Origin of the sequence: Amaricoccus sp. W119 (assembly GCF_047275745.1) — a bacterium.
In the GTDB taxonomy this organism is placed as follows: domain Bacteria; phylum Pseudomonadota; class Alphaproteobacteria; order Rhodobacterales; family Rhodobacteraceae; genus Amaricoccus.
The window spans coordinates 36,223-55,361 of sequence record NZ_JBKQWU010000004.1; the positions used below are offsets into that span (position 1 = coordinate 36,223).

17 protein-coding genes are annotated in these 19,139 nt (G+C 69.1%); 8 read left to right on the forward strand and 9 right to left on the reverse strand.

All coding sequences use genetic code 11. The features are described from left to right. Positions 1-6 precede the first annotated feature (6 nt). The 6 genes from ACLJK8_RS04265 (at position 7) to ACLJK8_RS04290 (ending at position 6,390) form a co-directional block, all read left to right on the forward strand. Positions 7-522, forward strand: coding sequence for a MarR family winged helix-turn-helix transcriptional regulator (locus tag ACLJK8_RS04265; protein ID WP_413148859.1), 516 nt, complete (start codon positions 7-9; stop codon positions 520-522). A 196-nt stretch (positions 523-718) separates the two neighbouring features. Beyond that, complete coding sequence (locus tag ACLJK8_RS04270; RefSeq protein WP_413148860.1) at positions 719-1,966, forward strand: helix-turn-helix domain-containing protein; 1,248 nt, start codon at positions 719-721, stop codon at positions 1,964-1,966. A gap of 114 nt (positions 1,967-2,080) precedes the next feature. After that, a complete protein-coding gene (gene ispG, locus ACLJK8_RS04275) occupies positions 2,081-3,226 on the forward strand; it encodes a flavodoxin-dependent (E)-4-hydroxy-3-methylbut-2-enyl-diphosphate synthase (RefSeq protein WP_413148861.1) in 1,146 nt (381 codons plus the stop codon). Between the two features lie 111 nt (positions 3,227-3,337). Next, positions 3,338-4,393 carry a peptide chain release factor 1 gene (gene prfA / locus ACLJK8_RS04280; protein ID WP_413148862.1) on the forward strand — a complete coding sequence of 352 codons (1,056 nt, stop codon included), beginning with the start codon at positions 3,338-3,340 and terminating at the stop codon, positions 4,391-4,393. After that, entirely contained in the window at positions 4,390-5,229 is an 840-nt protein-coding gene (gene prmC, locus ACLJK8_RS04285) for a peptide chain release factor N(5)-glutamine methyltransferase (RefSeq protein WP_413148863.1), read from the forward strand. The genes prfA and prmC overlap by 4 nt, the downstream gene beginning before the upstream one ends. Before the next feature lie 192 nt (positions 5,230-5,421). Then, the gene (locus tag ACLJK8_RS04290; RefSeq protein WP_413148864.1) at positions 5,422-6,390 is read left to right on the forward strand and encodes a DUF4167 domain-containing protein; all 969 of its coding nucleotides are present in this window, start codon (positions 5,422-5,424) and stop codon (positions 6,388-6,390) included. Between the two features lie 104 nt (positions 6,391-6,494). Here the strand turns inward: ACLJK8_RS04290 and rsmA are convergent, their stop codons facing one another. Genes rsmA through ACLJK8_RS04320 form a run of 6 tightly spaced genes read right to left on the reverse strand, consistent with a single transcriptional unit; the run spans position 6,495 to position 13,801 of the window. Continuing rightward, the gene (rsmA, locus tag ACLJK8_RS04295) at positions 6,495-7,394 is read right to left on the reverse strand and encodes a 16S rRNA (adenine(1518)-N(6)/adenine(1519)-N(6))-dimethyltransferase RsmA (RefSeq protein WP_413148865.1); all 900 of its coding nucleotides are present in this window, start codon (positions 7,392-7,394) and stop codon (positions 6,495-6,497) included. Continuing rightward, complete coding sequence (gene pdxA / locus ACLJK8_RS04300; protein ID WP_413148866.1) at positions 7,391-8,398, reverse strand: 4-hydroxythreonine-4-phosphate dehydrogenase PdxA; 1,008 nt, start codon at positions 8,396-8,398, stop codon at positions 7,391-7,393. The genes rsmA and pdxA overlap by 4 nt, the downstream gene beginning before the upstream one ends. Next, positions 8,395-9,333, reverse strand: coding sequence for a peptidylprolyl isomerase (locus ACLJK8_RS04305; protein WP_413148867.1), 939 nt, complete (start codon positions 9,331-9,333; stop codon positions 8,395-8,397). Before ACLJK8_RS04305 ends, pdxA begins: the two co-directional genes overlap by 4 nt. A 13-nt stretch (positions 9,334-9,346) precedes the next feature. Next, the gene (locus ACLJK8_RS04310; protein WP_413148868.1) at positions 9,347-11,551 is read right to left on the reverse strand and encodes an LPS-assembly protein LptD; all 2,205 of its coding nucleotides are present in this window, start codon (positions 11,549-11,551) and stop codon (positions 9,347-9,349) included. A 28-nt stretch (positions 11,552-11,579) separates the two neighbouring features. Continuing rightward, the gene (lptG, locus tag ACLJK8_RS04315; protein WP_413148869.1) at positions 11,580-12,677 is read right to left on the reverse strand and encodes an LPS export ABC transporter permease LptG; all 1,098 of its coding nucleotides are present in this window, start codon (positions 12,675-12,677) and stop codon (positions 11,580-11,582) included. Beyond that, complete coding sequence (locus ACLJK8_RS04320) at positions 12,674-13,801, reverse strand: LptF/LptG family permease (protein ID WP_413148870.1); 1,128 nt, start codon at positions 13,799-13,801, stop codon at positions 12,674-12,676. Before ACLJK8_RS04320 ends, lptG begins: the two co-directional genes overlap by 4 nt. 89 nt (positions 13,802-13,890) lie before the next feature. Between ACLJK8_RS04320 and ACLJK8_RS04325 the strand changes: the two genes are divergently transcribed. Together ACLJK8_RS04325 and ACLJK8_RS04330 are read left to right on the forward strand one after the other, a co-directional pair. Further along, positions 13,891-15,366 (forward strand): leucyl aminopeptidase, encoded by a 1,476-nt coding sequence (locus ACLJK8_RS04325; protein WP_413148871.1) that lies wholly within the window; start codon positions 13,891-13,893, stop codon positions 15,364-15,366. Positions 15,367-15,371: 5 nt separating this feature from the next. Beyond that, positions 15,372-15,830, forward strand: a complete 459-nt coding sequence (locus ACLJK8_RS04330; protein WP_413148872.1) for a DNA polymerase III subunit chi — start codon at positions 15,372-15,374, stop codon at positions 15,828-15,830. 34 nt (positions 15,831-15,864) lie between these two features. On the opposite strand, the gene ACLJK8_RS04335 is transcribed toward ACLJK8_RS04330, so the two are convergent. Genes ACLJK8_RS04335 through ACLJK8_RS04345 form a run of 3 tightly spaced genes read right to left on the reverse strand, consistent with a single transcriptional unit; the run spans position 15,865 to position 18,982 of the window. Continuing rightward, the gene (locus ACLJK8_RS04335; protein ID WP_413148873.1) at positions 15,865-16,452 is read right to left on the reverse strand and encodes a TIGR02281 family clan AA aspartic protease; all 588 of its coding nucleotides are present in this window, start codon (positions 16,450-16,452) and stop codon (positions 15,865-15,867) included. Next, positions 16,449-17,117: a MarC family protein gene (locus ACLJK8_RS04340; RefSeq protein WP_413148874.1), complete on the reverse strand. Its 669-nt coding sequence runs from the start codon at positions 17,115-17,117 to the stop codon at positions 16,449-16,451. Before ACLJK8_RS04340 ends, ACLJK8_RS04335 begins: the two co-directional genes overlap by 4 nt. Then, positions 17,117-18,982 (reverse strand): ABC-F family ATP-binding cassette domain-containing protein, encoded by a 1,866-nt coding sequence (locus ACLJK8_RS04345; protein WP_413148875.1) that lies wholly within the window; start codon positions 18,980-18,982, stop codon positions 17,117-17,119. Before ACLJK8_RS04345 ends, ACLJK8_RS04340 begins: the two co-directional genes overlap by 1 nt. Positions 18,983-19,139 lie beyond the last annotated feature (157 nt).

Below are 19,139 nucleotides of genomic sequence, written 5' to 3' on the forward strand. Positions count from 1 at the left end.
CAGATCATGAGTGTTCAGGCAAGGATGGCCGCGGTCGAGAAGACGGCGCCGAAGAGCGATCAGGAATTTCTGGCGTCCTACCTCGAAACGCTCGCGCTGGTCGAACGCCTGCACCGCCTGCTGCTCGATGTGGTCAAGGACGAGTTCGAGAGGCTCGGCGTGATCGACATCAACTCGGTCCAGGCGCTCCTGCTCTTCAACATCGGCGACAACGAGGTGACGGCGGGCGAGCTCAAGACGCGCGGCTACTACCAGGGGTCGAACGTCTCCTACAATCTCAAGAAGCTCGTCGAATACGGCTACATGCATCACCAGAAATGCGGCGTCGACCGGCGCGCGGTGCGGGTCCGGCTGACCGAGAAGGGCCGGTCGATCCGGCAGATCATCGCCCAGCTCTTCCAGCGCCACGCCGACGGTATCCTGAACCGCGACGTGCTCGGCAGCGCGCGGCTTCCGGAGATGAACGCGAGCCTGAAGCGGATGGAGCGCTACTGGTCGGACCAGATCCGCTACATCTACTGAGGCCCGGGGGACACGCTGTGACCGCGACGCTTAGCCGCTCCCGAAGAGGGGCTTTCGGACCCCGTCCCTGGCGTGTAATCGTGTCAAGGGCTTAGAAAGATGGTATCATTTCCGCGAGGGAAGGTGATCCGCAGGTAGTGATTCTCGGCGTAGAGCAGGTTTGAAGATTAGAAGTATCGGGTCTTGAGGCGGATCCATGAGGAAGATCATAGACGACCCCGATCACGGGGTACCGGAAGATTTCGACACCCCGATCGGCGAGTTGCTGCGGGGGGAGCGGGCGAGGCAGGGGCGTTCCCTGCTCGACGTTCAGCGTGACCTTCGCATCAAGGCCGCCCATGTCGCCGCGATCGAGGAGATGAACCTCGACGGGTTCGTCAACCGCGGCGTGATCCCCGGCTATGTGCGGAGCTACGCGCGCTATCTCGATCTGGAGCCGGAACCGGTCTATCACCTGTTCTGCGCGCAGACCGGTTTCTCCAGCGCGACCTTCGGCGCGGTCAGCCCCAGGGGCCGTCGCGGCGCGGGCGCAGCGGTGATCGGCAACTTCCACCCCGACTTTCCGCTGGCACCGAAACGCGCGGGCTTCGGGCTGCCGGCCGTGCCGCTCTCCGCCATCGGTTCCGTTCTCGCGCTCCTGGCCCTGATCGGCGGCCTCGGCTACGGCGGCTGGACCGTGGTCCGCAACATCCAGCGCGTGCAGTTCGCGCCTGTCGACGAGCAGCCGGTCGCCGTGGCCGAGGTCGACGATCTCGCCGCGCCCGCGGCCGGCGTCGGACCCGCCTCGGGTGTTTCCGCGCGCCAGGCCAGCGCCACCGCGCTCAGCGAGCTCTACCGCGATCAGGAGGCGGCCGTGCCCGTCCCCACGCCGCGCGACGGCCCGATCGCCGCCATCGATCCCGCGAGCCGCGGCCCGGTGCCGCAGCGCGCGCGTCCGCCCATGCTCGACACCGCCGCGGCGAGCCTGCCGGGTGCCGGGGTCGCGACGATCGCGTCCGGACAGGGCGACACCGCCGCGATCATCGCCGCCGCCGTCGCGGCCAATGTCGCCGGGGCCGTGCCGGAGCCGGTACCGACGCTCGCAGGCGAGCTGGCGCCGCACGAGAAACTGACCGTCATCGCCGAGCGCGCGGCCTGGATCCGGGTCTATCTGCCGAGCGGTACCATCGTCTTCGAGCGGATTCTGGAGAAGGGCGAGACCTATTCCCCGCCCGACGGGCTGACCGATCCGAAGATCTGGGCCGGCAACTCGGGGTCCGTCTATATCCGCGTCGGCGAGACCCTGCGCGGTCCGCTCGGCCGGGGGACGCGCGCGGCGCGCGACGTGCCGCTGGTCGCATCGGCGCTCACCGAGACCTATCCGGCGGTGGAACAGGTACCGGAGGTGGTCTCGCAGAGCCTCGGGACCGATGGCGCGGTCGTTCCGGCCGTCGCCATCCAGTAACGCCCGGCCGATCACGACCGGGCGGATCACACTCGGCGGCGGAGACAGCCCGGGCCCGTGACTTCCGGGCTGTTGGGTCCTATGTTCCGGCACGGATCACGGACACGGACCCTCATGACGCAGAATCACATCCGCCCCTGGCGCAACATCGAGCGCCGCCAATCGCGCCGCATCCATGTCGGCCCCGTTCCCGTGGGCGGAGGCGCGCCAATCAGCGTGCAGACGATGACGAACACGCTGACCCACGACGTCAGGGCGACGGTGGAACAGGTGCTGCGCTGCGCCGAGGCGGGGGCCGACATCGTGCGGGTGTCCTGCCCGGACGAGGCCTCGACGAAGGCGCTCGGCGAGATCGTGCGTGAAAGCCCGGTCCCGATCGTCGCCGACATCCATTTCCACTACCGCCGCGGCATCGAGGCGGCGGAGGCAGGCGCCGCCTGCCTGCGGATCAACCCCGGCAATATAGGCAGCCCCGAGCGGGTGCGCGAGGTGATCAGGGCCGCGCGTGACCACGGCTGCTCGATGCGGATCGGCGTCAATGCCGGCTCGCTCGAACGGCATCTTCTGGAGAAATATGGCGAGCCCTGCCCGGAGGCGATGATCGAGTCGGGGCTCGACCACATCCGCATCCTCGAGGACAACGACTTCCACGAGTTCAAGATCAGCGTGAAGGCGTCGGACGTCTTCCTCTCCGCCGCCGCCTATCAGGGCCTCGCCGAAGCGACCGACGCGCCGATCCATCTCGGCATCACCGAGGCGGGCGGGCTCGTCTCCGGCACGGTCAAGTCGGCCATCGGCCTCGGCAACCTGCTCTGGATGGGGATCGGCGACACGCTCCGCGTCAGCCTCTCGGCCGATCCGGTCGAGGAGGTGAAGGTCGGTTTCGAGATCCTGAAGTCACTCGGGCTGCGTCACCGCGGCGTCAACATCATCTCCTGCCCGTCCTGTGCGCGGCAGGGTTTCGACGTGATCAGGACGGTCGAAATCCTTGAAAAGCGGCTCGAACACATCAAGACGCCGATGTCGCTCTCCATCATCGGCTGCGTCGTGAACGGCCCGGGCGAGGCGCTGATGACCGACCTCGGCTTCACCGGCGGCGGCGCGGGCTCGGGCATGGTCTACATGGCCGGCAAGCAGCACCACAAGCTCGGCAACGAGAAGATGGTCGATCATATCGTCGAACTGGTCGAGAAACGCGCCGAGGAGATCGAGGCCGCGAAGACCGCCGAGGCGGAAGCCGCGGGGCAGGCGGCCGAGTAGGGCGGACCTCTCTCCGCCGCCCCCCGCGTCCGTCCACTCCGCCGATCGCCAGATTCTCCTTGCGGTTTCGCTCCGGGTCGCGCAGGACGCGCGGCACAGGACGGACTTGGAATGATCCCGCTCGACAAACTCGACCAGATCCGCGGCCGCTTCGAATTCCTCGAGGCGAAACTCGCCGAGGGCGCGGCGCCTTCGGAACTCGCGGTGCTCTCGCGCGAATACGCGGCGCTCCGGCCGGTGATCGCCGAGATCGAGGGCTACCGCCGGCTTCTGGCCGATCGTGACGAGGCGTCGCGGATGCTCGCCGACGCCGAGATGCGCGAACTGGCCGAGGAGGAACTCGCCCGCGTGAAGGCGGCGCTGCCCGGGGCCGAACATGCGATGCGTCTCGCACTCCTGCCTCGCGACGCCGCGGACGAACGCTCGGCGATCCTGGAGATCCGCGCCGGCACCGGCGGTGACGAGGCGGCGCTCTTCGCCGCCGATCTCGCACGCATGTACCAGCGTCTCGCCGAGGCGCGCGGCTGGCGCTTCGAGGTTGTCGAGGAGAACCCGACGGAGCTCGGCGGTGTCAAGGAGCTTGTCGCCGAGGTTTCGGGCGCCGGCGTCTTCGCGCAGCTCAAGTTCGAATCCGGCGTCCACCGCGTCCAGCGCGTGCCGGTGACCGAGAGCGGCGGGCGCATCCACACCTCCGCCGCGACGGTCGCGGTGCTGCCCGAGGCCGAGGACGTGGACATAGAGATCCCGGCGAGCGACGTCCGGATCGACACGATGCGGGCCTCGGGCGCCGGCGGACAGCATGTAAACACCACCGATTCCGCCGTCCGGATCACGCATCTGCCCACCGGCATCGTCGTGACCAGTTCGGAGAAGTCGCAGCATCAGAACCGCGCTCGCGCCATGCAGGTCCTCCGCGCGCGACTCTACGATCTCGAACGCCAGAAGCTCGATCAGGAGCGGGCGGCGAGCCGCAAGGGCCAGGTCGGCTCGGGAGACCGTTCGGAGCGGATACGGACCTACAACTTCCCGCAGGGCAGGCTCACCGACCACCGTATCGGGCTCACGCTCTACAAGCTCGATCAGGTGATGCAGGGCGACCTCGGCGAGGTGATCGACGCGCTCATCGCCGCCGATCAGGCAAGCCGGCTCGCCGAACTCGACGCATGAGCGTGGCGCGCGCGCTTCTCGCCGCGGCCTCGGCGCGGCTGGCGGCGGCGGGCGTGGCCGATCCGGCACGCGACGCGCGTCTCCTGCTCGCCCATGCGCTCGGCCTGACCCCGGACCGCCTGACGCTGGTGCTCGGCGATCCGCTATCCGCAGGGGCGGCAGAGCGGTTCGAGGGGCTTCTCACTGAGCGCGCGCGGCGCCGGCCGGTGTCGCAGATCATCGGAAGGCGGGCCTTCTGGGGACGGGAGTTCCATGTCACGCGCGACGTGCTCGACCCGCGGCCGGAAACGGAGACACTGATCGCCAGCGCCCTCGCGGGGCCGCCGGCGCGCCGCCTGCTCGATCTCGGGACCGGATCGGGCATCCTGCTCGTCACGCTGCTCGCCGAATGGCCCGGGGCGACGGGGATCGGCACGGATTTAAGCGTGGAGGCGCTGCGGATCGCAGGCGCGAATGCGCTCCGACACCGGGTGGCGGAGCGCGCCGCGTTCCGGGAGACCGACTGGGCCGAAGGAATTTCCGGCCCGTTCGATTTGATTGTCTCGAATCCTCCCTATATACCGGAGGCGGAGGTTTCCTCGCTCGCTCCCGAGGTTCGGGAGTGGGAGCCGCGGGCGGCGCTCACCGCCGGCGTGACGGGTCTGGAAGCCTATGCGCGGATCGCCGCCGACCTGTCGCGGCTCCTCGCGCCCGGAGGCCGGGTTCTTCTCGAATTCGGCGCGGGCCAGGGACCGGGGCTCGACGAGATCTTCCGTGCGCGCGGATTCGCAGCGTTGAATTTCGCGAAAGACCTCGATGGCCGTGACCGAATCCTGGTCATCGAACAGCGTGAATAACGGGCGTTTTCGCTTGTCTTTCACGGAAACGACCGTATAGACTGAATGAGATCCCGTTGACTGTGTGTCGAATGCGCTCGCAAAAGCGCGGCGGGGATTCGGTAACATGATCACCACTCGGACTTCGACGCGCGCCGTATGGCGTGGCGCGGGGACTCCGAAGAACAGCCCGAATGGCGGAATTCCAGAGACATGAGATCTTCGAACAAGTCGCGATCCAGGAACAAGGCTGGAAACAACGGCCAGAACAATCAGCGCCGTCCCATGGGCAACATCGTCAACCGCGTGTTCGAGAGCGCTGGTCCCGACGGCAAGGTGCGCGGCACGCCGCAGCAGATCATCGACAAATATCAGGCGCTTGCGCGGGATGCCCAGGTCGCGGGTGACCGGGTCGCCGCCGAGAACTACCTGCAGCATTCCGAGCATTACTCGCGCCTCCTCGGCGAAGCGCAGCGCCAGCAGAACGAGCAGCGCTTCGGTCAGGATCAGCGCGAGGACGCGTCCCGCGGGGGCGATGATCAGCCGGCCGAACGCGGGGGCGAACGCGCCGCCGGAGGCGGCGGGGAGCGCCCGCGGGAGCAGCAGAATGGCCAGCCCGCGCCGCGGGCGCGCCAGGTCCAGGGCTTCGGGCTGCAGACGATCGATCCCGAGGATTCGGAATTCGGTCTGATCCCGACGCCCGAGAACAGCGAGCGGCGGGCGCGGACGAGCGGGCCCGCCAGCGACTACCAGTCGAGCGAGGCCATCGGCGGAGATCCGCGCGACGAGGCGCCGGACGCCGGGTCGGCGGCCGAGACGGCCGCTCCGCGCGCGGCGGAGGCGGCCGAGCCGGTGGCTCCCGCGCCGGTGGCGGAGACCAGGACGGAGAGCGCGCCGGAGACGACGGCCGCGCCCGAGACCACGATCGATGCCGCCGTTGAGGCCGGGACCGCGGAGGGACCGGCGGAGGCCGTGAGCGAGGCTCCGGCCGCGCAGGCGGCGGAACAGCCGGGCGAGCCGGCGCCCGAGGAAGCGGCGCCGCCGAAGCGGACCCGGGCCCGGCGCAAGCCGAAGGCGGAAACCGGGGAGAAGCCGGCGAGGAAATCCACCAAGGCTGCGAAGGCCGAGGCCGCGGCCGCCTCCGAAGGCGGGTCCGAGGCGCAGCCCGCCGACACGATGTGAGATCAGCCGGACAAGATCGGCCGCGTGCCGGCCTGAGAAAGCGTCATTGAGAAAGCGACCCTGAGAGAGCGCCGCCGGAGAGATCCGGGGGCGCTTTCGCCTTTTCAGGCCCGCGTCACCGATCCGGGGTCCGATGCGGCGGCCACGGCGCGGGCGAGGGCGCAGAACGCTTCGAGCGACACCTGCTCCGCCCGCTCGGTCGGAGGGATGCCGGCGGCGCGCAGGAGATCCTCCACCTCCGGGCCGAGCGGTTTCAGACTGGCCCGCAGCATCTTGCGGCGCTGACCGAAGGCGAGCGCGACCACGCGGCTCAGCACGGCGGCGTCGGCGGGGAAGCGCGGCGCGTCGAGCCGGGCCAGATGCACGACGGCGCTCGTGACCTTCGGCGGCGGCGTGAATGCGCGGGGCGGCAGGTCGAAGGCGATCCGCGCCGTCGCGCGCCACTGCGCGAGGATCGAGAGCCGCCCATAGGCCTTCGACCCGGGCGCGGCGACGATCCGCTCGGCGACCTCGCGCTGGAACATGAGCGTCAGGCTCTGCCAGAACGGCGGCCAGACCGGAGGCGTCAGCCAGCGCACCAGAAGTTCGGTGCCCACGTTGTAGGGCAGGTTCGCGACGATGCGGATCGGCGAGGTCAGATGCTCCGCCGGATCGATCGCGAGCGCGTCCCCCGAGAGCACTGTCAGCCGTCCCGGCGCCGCCGCCGCGATCTCGGCGAGGGCCGGCAGGCAGCGCGGATCGCGCTCGACCGCCACGACATGGCGCGCGCCCTCCGCGAGCAGCGCGCGGGTGAGGCCGCCGGGTCCCGGCCCGACCTCCAGCACGTCGCAGGCGGTCAGGTCCCCGGCCCGGCGCGCGATCTTGCCGGTGAGATTCAGGTCGAGAAGGAAGTTCTGCCCGAGCGACTTCCGCGCGGAGAGACCATGCGCCGCGATCACCTCGCGAAGCGGCGGCAATCTGTCGAGACCACTGCCGGGACCAGAGCCGTCCAGTTCGGCGCTCATGCCGGCCGCGCCGGGCCGAGGCCCATCCGGCTGAGACCCATCTCGCGCGCGAGGCGAAGCGCGGCGACGAGGCTCGACGGATTGGCGCGGTTCTGTCCGGCGATGTCATAGGCGGTGCCGTGATCGGGCGAGGCGCGGACGAAATCGAGACCGAGGGTTACGTTCACCCCGCCGTCGAAATCCAGCGTCTTCAACGGGATCAATGCCTGATCGTGATACATGCAGACCGCGGCGTCGTAGTTCGCCCGCGCCGCCGGGTGAAAGAGCGTATCGGCCGAACGCGGGCCGCTCAGATCCATCCCCTCGGCGCGGAGCCTGTCGAGAACCGGCGCGATGAGCTCGATTTCCTCCGCGCCCATCGCGCCGCCTTCGCCGGCGTGTGGGTTGAGGCCTGCGACCGCGATGCGGGGCCGGGCGATGCCGAAGTCGCGCCGGAGCCCCTGCCAGGTCACGCGCAGCGTCTGTTCGAGGAGATCGCCGGTCAACGTTCGCGACACATCGGCGAGCGGGATGTGGATCGTGACCGGCACGACGCGAAGCGCGGGCGCGGCCAGCATCATCACCGGAAGCGGGGCGCCGGAGAGGCTGGCGAGAAATTCCGTATGACCGGGAAAGGCGAAGTTCGCCCCGTCGCGGAGCGCCTTCTTGTTGATCGGATTGGTGCAGACGGCGAGCGTCTCGCCCCTCCGGGTGAGTTCGACGGACCGCGCGATGATCTCGATCACCGCGCCCGCGTTCGCCGGATCGGGCTCCCCCGGCGTGACGGGGCGCGGCAAGGGATGCGGCAGGACCGGCAAGCCGTCCGGGAGGTCCGCCCGGGTCTCTCCCGGCATGGCGATCGGCCGGACGGGAAGGCCGAGACCGCGGCCGACCTCCGTCATGTGGTCCGGATCGCCCAGCAGGAAGAAATCGATTTCGCCCGCGAGTTGCGCCCAGGCCTTCAGGGCGATCTCGCCGCCGATGCCGGCCGGATCGCCCTGCGTCAGTACGATCGGCGGGATCATCGCTCGACGATCAGCGCGTCGCTCAGCAGCTCCTGCAGATAGCCCTCGCCGAAGCTGTTGATGCGTTCCGAGAACAGCTGCTGGCGCAGGTCGTCGCGCACCTCGGGATCGTTCGGATCGGGGGCGGGTCCGGGCGGCTGGTCGTAAACGGAGAGCAGTTTGATGATCGCGAGACCGCCCGCTACCGGAGTGGGGCGCGTGACCTGCCCGGGCCGCATCAGGGCGACCTGGTTGCGGACGGTGGCGGGAACCTGATCGATCGCCATCGGCGGCAGGGCTCCGCCTTCCGGACCAGTGGCCGAACGGCTGTATTCCCGGGCGGCCGCCGAGAAATCCCCGCCGCGCGACAGCCGGCGGTAGAGGTCGTCGGCGAGCGCGACCGTCTCCGGCTCGCCGCGTTCGGCGAAGGGGATGGCAAGCTCGGCGAGCCGGACCATTTCCTTCGGCCGCCGCGCCTCGACCGCGAGCGCGCGGTCGAGATCCTCCTCGGTCGGGGTCGCGCGCGCGCGGAACCGCTGGACCAGCACCTCGCGCCACATCATCCCGGCCTCGACGAAATCGTTCATCGTCTGCCGGTCGATCCGGCGGGCTTCGAGCACCCGGGTCACATCCTCGGGCGCGAGGCCCCGCTGCCGCGCGAATTCCGTGATACCGTTCGCGATCGCGTCTTCGCCGAGGTCGATCCCCATCGCCTCGGCGGCCTGGACCTTGACCCTGTCCTCGGTCAGCTGCTCGACCGCGAGCGCGCGCAGGTCCCCCGTGCCGCCCAGCGCCTCGATGAGCCGGGTCCGCTGCTCGATGTCGTAGTTGGTGATCACCCCCTGGTTCACCGTCAGCGCCGGGCCATAGGGGTTTTCCGCCGCCGCCGCTCCATCCCCGAGGCCAAGTCCGCCGCCGATCAGCACCGCCGCGAGTATCGTCCCTTTGATCCGCACGTCGCCCTCTCGTTCAACTCGGCCAGGCGGCGCAATCGCGCGCCGCCGGCCATTGTCTGCCGTTTCGCCCCCCGAGGCCCGCGAGCCGTACGCTGAAGCCGATCGAGGTGGAGGGCGGCACATTATTGGATGACGTATGGCGGCGCGAGACCGAAAGGTCGAATTCCGCGCAATCGTTGCCATAGATGACGCCGCCGCCCGTGCGCAGATTCTCGCGCGCCACGACGTCATAGCGCCAGAGGCCCCGGACCTCCCAGTTCGGCAAGACCCGGTAGCGCGCGTCGAGCCCGAATTCGTTCGTCTCGGGCTGCGGGCCGTAGTACGGGTTGTCGCTCTCGGCGAGATAGATGTAGGAGGCGCGCAGGCCGCCGCTGTCGCCGAGATAGGTCATCATGAACTCGTTGCGGGTAAGCTCGAGATCGGCGTCGAACAGCGCCCGGTCGACGAGGCTGAGTTCACGGCCGATGTCGAGCCGGAGCGCCGAGACCATGTCGGACCATTTCCCGGCGAGGCCCGTGCTTTCGTAGAACGCCTCGTCCGGCGTGGCGCGCACCACCCGGCCGAGCATCGCGCCGAGCGACCAGCCCGCCGGATCGTAGCGGGTGTAGGTGGCGCCCAGGTTCGCACGAAGCCCGGTCTCGATCCGGTCCTCGCCGGGGAAGCGGTTGAGCGCGAAGAGGTTGGTCTCGTCGAACTCCACGAGGGTCGAATCGTTGTTGGGAACATCGAATTCGCCGATCGTGTCGGACCAGATCACCTGCATGATCGGCTCGACCACATGGCTGACCACACCGCGCGCGGAGGCGGCGGTCCGTGCGAAGGGCCAGCGCAGCTCGACGTTGACGTTGGGCTCGGCCCGGTACATCGCCTGGTCGGGGAAGCTCGGATCGTCCCAGACCCGGTACATGTCGAAATCGCCGATCGCGCCCGCGCTCGCCAGCACGCCCTGCGGCAGTGTCCAGGAGCGGCGCCAGTCGAGCGCGCCGCCGAGCCTGAGCGCGTCCTGACCGTCGGCGCGCACGACGCTGAGGCCCTGCGCCTCGACACCGAACTGCCCGCCGATCCGCTCGGGCGTCATGAGGCCGCGGTAGGTGAAGGTGAGCGGCACGACCGGCAGCGTGCTGCTGGCCTGTTCCTCGCGCATGCTCTGGAAGGCGAGCGAGTCGAGTTCGAAATAGTCGTTGCTCCGGGTGCGCGTGAGCCGGGCGTAGCTGGTCAGCAGGTCGGCGTCGGAATAGTCGAACTGCTGCAGGAAGGCGTCGTCGCTGGCGACGGCGAGGTTGAAATCCGTGGTGAAGCCGGTCCCGAAGCCGAAATCGTCGAGCGCGAAGGCGCCGGTCGCGAAGGCGGCGCCGCGGCCGAACTCGCCCTCCATGCCGTCATCGAGGGAGAAGACGCCGTTGAAGTCGAAGCCGCCGGAGTCGAACCGCTGCCGGTACTCGCCCTCGAAGAGCTTCGCGCCAGAACTGGTCAGGAAGGGCGTCAGCGTCGCGTCGGAGGAAGGGCCGATGACGCGGTAATACGGCACCTTCACGCCGAAACCGTAGATGTCGGAATGGCGTGCCATGGGAAAGAGCACGCCGCTCGCGCGGCCCACGGCGGGATCGGGCACGCTCATGCGCGGCACCCAGGCGACCGGCCAGCCGAAGAGCTGCAGCGTCGCATCCTCGAGGTAGATCCGCCGGGCCACGTCGTCCTGGGTGATGCGGGCGGCGCGAAGCGACCAGGTCGGCGTGCTGTTTCCCGCGCAGATCACACAGGAACTGGCGACGGCCCGGTAGAGCGTCGTGTAGCGCCCCTCGCTGCGGCGTGCCTCGGCGGCGGCGATCTGGAGCTTCTCGCCGATCAGCACCTGCGCGCTCTCGATGAGACCTTCGCGGATGTCAGGCGTCAGCGCCGCGTTGCCCGCCAGCATCACGCCGCTTTCCGGATCGGAGAGCGAGATCGGCCCCGTCGCCCGGATCTCGCCGGCGCGTTCGTCATAGGTGATCGCGCGGGCGCGCAGCACCCGGCCCTCGTAGAGTACCTCGACATTTCCGACCGCGGTCAGCTGTCCCGTTTCGCGGTCGTAGGAGACGCTGTCGGCGATCAGCGTGGCGGGCAGGTCGCCCTCCTCGGCCGCCCCCTCCCGCCGCTCCTGCGCGACCCCCGAGCCCAACCCGGTACCCAGCCCGAGAAGCACCAGACCCAACGCAAGAAGATAACTGCTTCGCGCCACGCGCCGTCCTCGCTGCCTCGCCCCGTGATTAGCCGTCTTCGAGGTGCAACAGCAAGCCCAGCGACAGCAGGATCGCCGCGACGGGTGGCGTCCAGGCCGCGGCGAGGATCGGGATCTGTCCGTCCGCGCCGAGGGATTCGGTGAAGTTCTTCAGGAAATAGAGCGCGAACCCCGCGAGCACCGAGAGCAGGATCATGACGCCGGTCTGCCCGAAGCGCGTGGGCCTGAGCGCGAAGGACGCGCCGATCAGCACCATGGCGGCGAAGAGCGCGGGCTTCGCGAGTTCGCTCTGCAGGAACAGCCGGTGGCGCAGGCCGGAGAAACCCGATTCCTCCATCGTCGCGATGAAGCTTCCGAGGTGCCAGAAACCGACGACCTCGGGCGGGGAGAAACTGTCGAGGATCTGGTCCGAGGTGAGGGTCGAGGCGAGGGTGATGCGGCCGCCCGAGACGACCCGCTCGAACCGGCCCTCCGCGTCCCGGTCCCATTGCGTCGCCTGTTCCAGCACCCATTCCCCGGCGCCGAGCCGGGCCGCGAGCGCGTCGATGCGCGAATAGATCGTCCCGCCCTCGTCGAAGCGGAACATGCGCACGCGGCTCAGGATCGTGCCGTTGGGATTGGTACGCGCGGCCTGGATGACGGTCTGACCTCCCGGCGTGTCCGCCTGCCGGAGCCAGACGCCATCGGTGGAGAAGGACATCTGGCTGCCGCCGCCCTCTTCGAAATCCTCCTCCACGACCAGCCCGCGCTTGATCGTCGCCGCGACGAAGGGATTGACCGCGGCGACGAAGAAGATGCCGAGGACGACGGAGGCGGCGACCGGAACGCGGATGAGCCGGAGCGCCGAGATCCCGGCGGCGCGCATCACGACGAGTTCGCTCGTCCGGGCGAAGCCGAGGAAGGTCACGAGGCTCGCGAGCATCAGGACGAGCGGGAAGACCTGATAGAGCGTCTCCGGCGCCTCGAGCAGCGTCACCTCCATGACATCGCCCGCCGAGGCGCCGGAGTCGGCGTAGCGCCGCAGGTTCTCGACGCCGCCGAAGAGCAGCATGACCAGCGTGATGATCGCGAAGACCGACAGGACCGACCGCAGGAAGCGGCGGAGAACGTAGCGCCAGAGCGTCATGCCGGGGCTCCCGAGGATTGGCGTGGCCGCCGGCCCGGCCGCGACAGGCGCCGCGCGAGGACACCGACGTAGACGAGGCCGAGCAGCACGGAGACATACATGAGCGGCCAGGCCGCGGCGTTCCCGCGCACCTCCGAGCGTGTCGCGAAGGTCACGATCTGCAGGATGACCGCGACGCCGATCGCGACGATGACGCGCCGGCCGAAGCCGCTCCGCCGATAGCCGCCCGCGAGGATCGTCACCATCGCGACCATCGGATAGAGCATCGCGAGGATCGGCAGCGAGAGCTTGTAATGCCCCTCGGCCACGTAGTCGCCGAGGCCGTAGCGGCCGGAGGCGAGCATCTCCTCGCTGGGGAAGAGCAGGTCGCCGACCCAGTATTCCGACGGCCGCGGAATCCGCGTCGACTGCTCGCGCAACAGCTCGCTCAGGTCGAAGACGAACTGGTCGAAGCGCACGGTGTTGATCTGCTGGCTGTTCTCATTCAGCGTGATCGCCACGCCGTCGCGCATCACGAGCCGCGCTTCCATGCCTTCGCGGAGGAGCAGCGCATGGTCCGCCGAATAGGTGATCGGCCGGGCGAATTCGCGCTGGTCGTTGAGGAAGATCCCGGCCATCTCGCCCTCGCGGCTCGTGTCGGTGATGAAGAGCGTGATCCCCGGCATCGGATGCAGGAACTGCCGCTCGACGATCAGCGCCTGGGCGAGATCGGAGCGGATCGCCTGCGTGCGTTCGGCGAGCGCGGTACCCGCGGCGGGGACGAGAAAGAGCAGGACCGCGGCCATCGCCGCCCCCATGATCGCGCCGAAGATCGCGACCGGCCGGAGCAGCCCGAACGGCCCGAGACCCGATGCCATCATGACGACGAGCTCGCTTTCGCCGAAGAGCTTGTTGACCGCGTAGAGCGCCGCCCCGATCGCCGAGAGCGGCAGCACGATGACGAGCACCTGCGGCATGACGAGCGCCGAGAAGGTCAGGAAGATCGACGCGCCCTGACCGCTCGCGATCACCGTGTCGATCAGCCGGACGGCCTGGGTGAGCCAGACGACCCCGGTGAAGACGAGTACGAAGAACCCGAGCGCGCCCACGAGCTGGCCGAGGATATAGCTGTCCAGTCGCTTCAAAGGGTCCTCGCTCCGGCCCGCGCGGCCTTGGCTAGCCTGGCGAAAGCCGTTAGTCCTTGCGCTTCGGACTGCAACTTACGGAGACCGCCGTGACCACGCCACTGGAAACCGCCTTCGCCGATGTCGAGGACGCCGATATCGCGAAGATCCCTGGCCGGATGGTCATCGTCGCCGACGACACCGGCGCTCTCGGCCCGCTGGCACGCAAGGTCGACCGGCTGACCAAGGGCGCGGTCTCGCGCCTGACGACGAGCGCGGCCTTCGGGAAGGCGAAGACCGGATCGGCGCATGTCCTCGCCTATCCCGCCGGCCTCGCGGCCGAGTCGCTTCTGGTCCTGAAGCTGCCGAAGAAGGCGACGCCGGCGGAGGCGCGCGTCGCGGGCGCGGCCATCGCGGGCTTCAACGGTGCCGTGCCGCTCCATGTCCTCGCCGGACCGCTGGCGACGGCGCCGGAACTGGCGCTCGGGCTCGGGCTCCGGACCTATGCCTTCGCGACCTATCGCAAGGTCGAGGAAGATGCGCCGAAACCGAACGGCCAGGTCACCTTCCACGTCAAGGACCCCGCCGCCTCCGAGGCGGCCTTCGCGCCCTATGCCGCGCAGATCGCGGGCGTCTTTTTCACCCGCGACCTCGTGAGCGAGCCCGCGAACGTGCTCACCACCACCGAATTCGCCGAGCGCCTCACCGAACTGCGCGAACTTGGCGTCGAGGTCGAGGTGCTGGAGGAGAAGGAGCTCGAAGACCTTGAAATGCGCACGCTGCTCGCGGTCGGGCAGGGGTCCGAGAGCCCCTCGAAGGTCGTCGTGATGCAGTGGAAGGGCGGCGGCGAGGAAGCGCCGCTGGCCCTCGTCGGCAAGGGCGTGGTCTTCGACAGCGGCGGCATCTCGATCAAACCCTCCGCCGGCATGGAAGAGATGACGATGGACATGGGCGGCGCGGGCGTCGTCGCCGGCGTCATCAAGACCCTCGCGCTCCGGGGGGCGAAGGCCAATGTCGTGGGCCTCGTCGGCCTCGTCGAGAACATGCCCGACGGCAAGGCGACGCGCCCCGGCGATGTCGTGAAGTCGAAGAAGGGCGACACGGTCGAGATCATCAATACCGACGCGGAAGGCCGGCTCGTGCTCGCCGATGTGCTCTGGTACGCGCAGGAGCGCTTCAAGCCCGCCGGCATCGTCGATCTCGCCACGCTGACCGGTGCGATCATCATCGCGCTCGGTCATGAGAAGGCCGGGGTCTTCTCCAATGACGACGCCTTCGCCGGTGCCTTCCTCGCCGCGGCCGGGAACGAGGGCGAAGGCGCCTGGCGCATGCCGCTCGCCCCCGCCTATGACAAGGCGCTGACGAGCCGGATCGCCGATATCGCCAATGTCGGCGGCCGGCCGGCCGGTGCGGTGACGGCGGCGCAGTTCCTGCAGCGGTTCATCGAACCCGGGACCCCCTGGGCGCATCTCGACATCGCGGGCGTGGCCTATGTCAACAAGGACACCGACCTGTCGCCGAAGGGCGCGACCGGCTGGGGGGTGCGCGCGCTCGACCGGCTGATCCGGGATCGCTACGAGCACTGATCAAGATGGCGGAGGTGCTATTCTACCACCTGACGCATTCGTCGCTGGAACAGAACCTGCCGGATCTGCTCGAAAAGACGCTGGCGCGCGGTTGGCGCGCGCTGGTGCGCTGCGGCTCGGAAGCGGGGCTCGCCGCGCTCGACGAGCGGCTCTGGACGTGGCGCGACGACGCGTTCCTGCCGCATGGCACCGCGCGCGGACCCCATCCCGCGCGGCAGCCGATCTATCTCACGCTCGGCGAGGAGAATCCGAACGCGGCGGATGTGCTGATGCTGGTCGACGGCGCGCGGGCGGGCGTTCCCGAGATGTCCGGCTTCACCCGCGCCTGCCTGATCTTCGACGGCGCCGATGCCGAGGCGGTCGATGCCGCCCGCCGCGACTGGCGCGCGGTGCGCGACGCGGGGCTGCCCGCGAAATACTGGGCGCAGGAGAACGGCCGCTGGACGCAGAAGGCGGCGTCCTGAGCCTCCGCGTCCCGAACCGTGCCGCCGGGGGCGGTCAGGGCACCAGCCGCATCCTGTCGCCCTCGATCTCGATCCGCGAGAACCGGTCGAGGAAATCCATGCCCAGAAGCGAGATCCCGAGCCCGCCGGCGCTGACATTCGCCCGGACGTTCGAGACATCGAGTTCGCCGAGCGCGATACGGCGCAACCGGACCGGCGCGAGTTGCACCAGCCCGTTCGCGGTCTGCGCCCGGGAGAGATAGTTCAACTCGTCCACGTCGATGCCGGCGGCGCTCGCGTCATCGCGCGAGAGCACGATCCGCGTCGCGCCGGTGTCGATCATGAAGGTCACCGGCGCGCCGTTCACCTCCAGCGCCGCGTAGAAATGCCCGTCCCGCTGGCGGCGAAGCTCGATCGTATCGCCGTCGAGCCGCGTCGTCGCTGGGAAGAGATTGTCGCGGAGCGTGTCGCGATAGGAATAGGCGAAGATCGCCATCAGGAAGATCAGGACCCAGAGCAGGATGTCGCGCAGGCCCCGCAGACTCGCCCGGCCGCCGAAGCCGAAGACGCCCAGCAGGAACAGCAGAATGAGGCCCAGGTAGATCGCCCGTGCGATCTCGTCCCCGGTGAGCCCGTCGATCATTCGGGGGTCACCGGCAGGACCCCGATGTCGCCGAGGCCATCGAGCACGAACTGCACCGCGAGCGCCGCCAGCAGCATGCCGAAAAGCCGGGTCACGACGACGACGCCGTTATGGCCGAGGATGCGCTCGGTCAGATTGCCGGCGCGGAAGACCAGATAGGTGAGCCCCACGACAACGAGCATCACCCCCAGCACGGCGACCAGGCCGAGGATGTCGCCCTGGTTCTCGCCGCCGAGCAGGATCATCGTCGCGAGCGCGCCCGGGCCGGCGATGAGCGGCATCGCGAGCGGGAAGACCGAAGGATCGGCGGGCTCAAACCCGCCGTCCGCCGTCGGATGCGTGGCGGAGGACGCTTCGGCGACATGTTTCTCGCGACGCGCGCTGCGCTTCTCGAAGAGCATGTCCACCGCGATCAGGAAGAGAAGCAGCCCGCCCGAGATCCGGAAGGCGGGCAGGCTGATCCCCACGGTCGCGATCAGCGGCTCGCCCGCGAGGCCGAAGACGGCGAGCAGGCCACCGCCGACGAGCACCGCGCGCAGCCCGACGGCGTTGCGCTGCGCCGGCGTCATGCCGCGGGTCAGCGAGACGAAGACCGGGGCGAGGCCGATGGGATCGATGGTGACGAAGAGCGCGACGAATGTCGTGGCCAGCTCCTCGGGCGACATCAGACGGTCTCGCCCGCGGCTTCGAGCCGCTCCAGCGCCTCGAGCCAGAGCGCCTCGGCCCGCTCCAGCCCCTCCAGCACTTCGGCGCGCTTCCGGTTGAGCTGCTCCATCTCGGAGGCATCGCTGCGGGCATAGAGGATCGGATTGGCGAGCCGGCTGTCGATCTTCTCGCGCATCTCCTCGAGCTTGCGGACCCGCTCCTCGCAGCGCGAGACCTCGGCGCGGAGCGGCGCGTTGGCGGCCTTGCGGTTCGCGGGCCGGGGCTTCTCGTCCTTCCTCTCCTCCTTCTTCGGGCTCGCGACGCCGCGTTCGGAGAGCAGAAGCCGGCGGTATGCTTCCATATCGTCGTCGAAGGGCCGGACGGCGCCGTGTTTCACCAGCCAGAGCCGGTCGGCGACGAGTTCGACCAGATGCGGATCGTGGCTGACGAGGATCACCGCGCCGCCATATTCGGTCAGCGCCTGAACCAGCGCCTCGCGACTCTCGATATCGAGGTGGTTGGTCGGCTCGTCGAGGATGATGAGATGCGGCGCGTCGATCGTCGCGAGCAGGAGCGAGAGCCGCGCCTTCTGTCCGCCCGAGAGCCGCCGGACCTCCGTCGTCGCGATATCGGCGCCGATCCCGCCACCCGCGAGGCGGGCGCGCTGCTTCGCCGGGGTCTCCTCGGGCCGGAGCGCGGCGATATGCTGGAGCGGCGTCTCGTCGAGATTGAGTTCGTCGACCTGATGCTGGGCGAAATAGCCGACGCGAAGCTTCGAGGAGGCGATCTTGCGCCCGCGCATCGGGCTCAGCCGGTCGGCGAGCAGTTTCGAGAGCGTGGACTTGCCCTGGCCGTTGGCGCCGAGAAGCGCGATCCGGTCGTCCTGGTTGATCCGAAGATCGAGTCCCGAGAGCACCGCGCGCTCGCCATAGCCGATCGCGACATCCTCGAGCCGGATGATCGGCGGCGACAGTTCCTCCGGCGTCGGGAAATTGAAGCCCGTCACATTGTCCTCGACCACCGCGGCGATCGGCTTCATCCGTTCGAGCGCCTTCATCCGGCTCTGCGCCTGGCGGGCCTTGGAGGCCTTGGCGCGGAAGCGGTCGACGAAGGACTGCATATGCGCCCGCGCCGCGTCCTGCTTCTTCTTCTCCGCCACCTGCTGCTCCAGCCGCGCGCGGCGGGTGTCGTCGAACGTGTCGTAATTGCCCTGATAGAGCGTGAGCTTCTGGCGGTGCAGGTGCAGGATCGCGCCGACCGAGCGGTTCAGGAGGTCGCGGTCATGGCTGATCACCAGCACGGTATGCGGATAGCTCCGCAGGAAGTTCTCGAGCCAGATCGCACCTTCGAGGTCGAGATAGTTCGTCGGCTCGTCCAGGAGCAGCACGTCGGGCCGGGAGAACAGCACGGCGGCCAGCGCCACGCGCATCCGCCAGCCGCCCGAGAAATCGGCGCAGGGCCGCGCCTGGGCCTCGCCGTCGAAGCCGAGCCCGTTCAGGATCGAGGCCGCCCGCGCCTCCGCGGAATGCGCGTCGATGTCGGCGAGCCGGGCGTGGATCTCGGCGATCCGATGCGCGTCCGTCGCCGTCCCGGCCTCCGCGAGCAGACCCGCGCGCTCGGTATCGGCCATCAGCACGGTTTCGAGCAGGCTGTCGCGGGTCGCGGGCGCCTCCTGCGCGACGCCGCCGATCCGGGCGCGGCGGGGCACCACGATCTCGCCGCCGTCGAGGGCGAGCTCGCCCCGGATCAGCTTGAAAAGCGTGGTCTTTCCGGTGCCGTTGCGTCCGACGAATCCGACCTTGTGCCCGGCCGGGATCAAGGCCGAGCAATCGTCGAAGAGCTTCTTGCCTTCGAGCGTGAAGGAAATGTTCTTGAACGCCAGCATCGGGCTGATTTGGCCCGCCCGCGGGGGCTTGTCAACCGAGCGGCCCAACCGAGAAGCCTGGCCACGACGCTTCGACCGGGCGAATCCGCCGCGCCATTTTCGGCTTCCACCCTTCCTGCGCGCATGCTAACTGGCGCGCGATCAAGTGAGGGAAACT

What these genes read in the sequence shown, in the direction of transcription:
- ACLJK8_RS04290 (WP_413148864.1), top strand. Translation starts at nt 5,422, where the DNA reads ATGAGATCTTCGAACAAGTCGCGATCCAGGAACAAGGCTGGAAACAAC.
- ACLJK8_RS04265 (WP_413148859.1), top strand. Translation starts at nt 7, where the DNA reads ATGAGTGTTCAGGCAAGGATGGCCGCGGTCGAGAAGACGGCGCCGAAG.
- rsmA (WP_413148865.1), bottom strand. Translation starts at nt 7,394, where the DNA reads ATGAGCGCCGAACTGGACGGCTCTGGTCCCGGCAGTGGTCTCGACAGA.
- prmC (WP_413148863.1), top strand. Translation starts at nt 4,390, where the DNA reads ATGAGCGTGGCGCGCGCGCTTCTCGCCGCGGCCTCGGCGCGGCTGGCG.
- lptG (WP_413148869.1), bottom strand. Translation starts at nt 12,677, where the DNA reads ATGACGCTCTGGCGCTACGTTCTCCGCCGCTTCCTGCGGTCGGTCCTG.
- ACLJK8_RS04270 (WP_413148860.1), top strand. Translation starts at nt 719, where the DNA reads ATGAGGAAGATCATAGACGACCCCGATCACGGGGTACCGGAAGATTTC.
- prfA (WP_413148862.1), top strand. Translation starts at nt 3,338, where the DNA reads ATGATCCCGCTCGACAAACTCGACCAGATCCGCGGCCGCTTCGAATTC.
- ACLJK8_RS04340 (WP_413148874.1), bottom strand. Translation starts at nt 17,117, where the DNA reads ATGTCGCCCGAGGAGCTGGCCACGACATTCGTCGCGCTCTTCGTCACC.
- ACLJK8_RS04335 (WP_413148873.1), bottom strand. Translation starts at nt 16,452, where the DNA reads ATGATCGACGGGCTCACCGGGGACGAGATCGCACGGGCGATCTACCTG.
- pdxA (WP_413148866.1), bottom strand. Translation starts at nt 8,398, where the DNA reads ATGATCCCGCCGATCGTACTGACGCAGGGCGATCCGGCCGGCATCGGC.
- ispG (WP_413148861.1), top strand. Translation starts at nt 2,081, where the DNA reads ATGACGCAGAATCACATCCGCCCCTGGCGCAACATCGAGCGCCGCCAA.
- ACLJK8_RS04330 (WP_413148872.1), top strand. Translation starts at nt 15,372, where the DNA reads ATGGCGGAGGTGCTATTCTACCACCTGACGCATTCGTCGCTGGAACAG.
- ACLJK8_RS04345 (WP_413148875.1), bottom strand. Translation starts at nt 18,982, where the DNA reads ATGCTGGCGTTCAAGAACATTTCCTTCACGCTCGAAGGCAAGAAGCTC.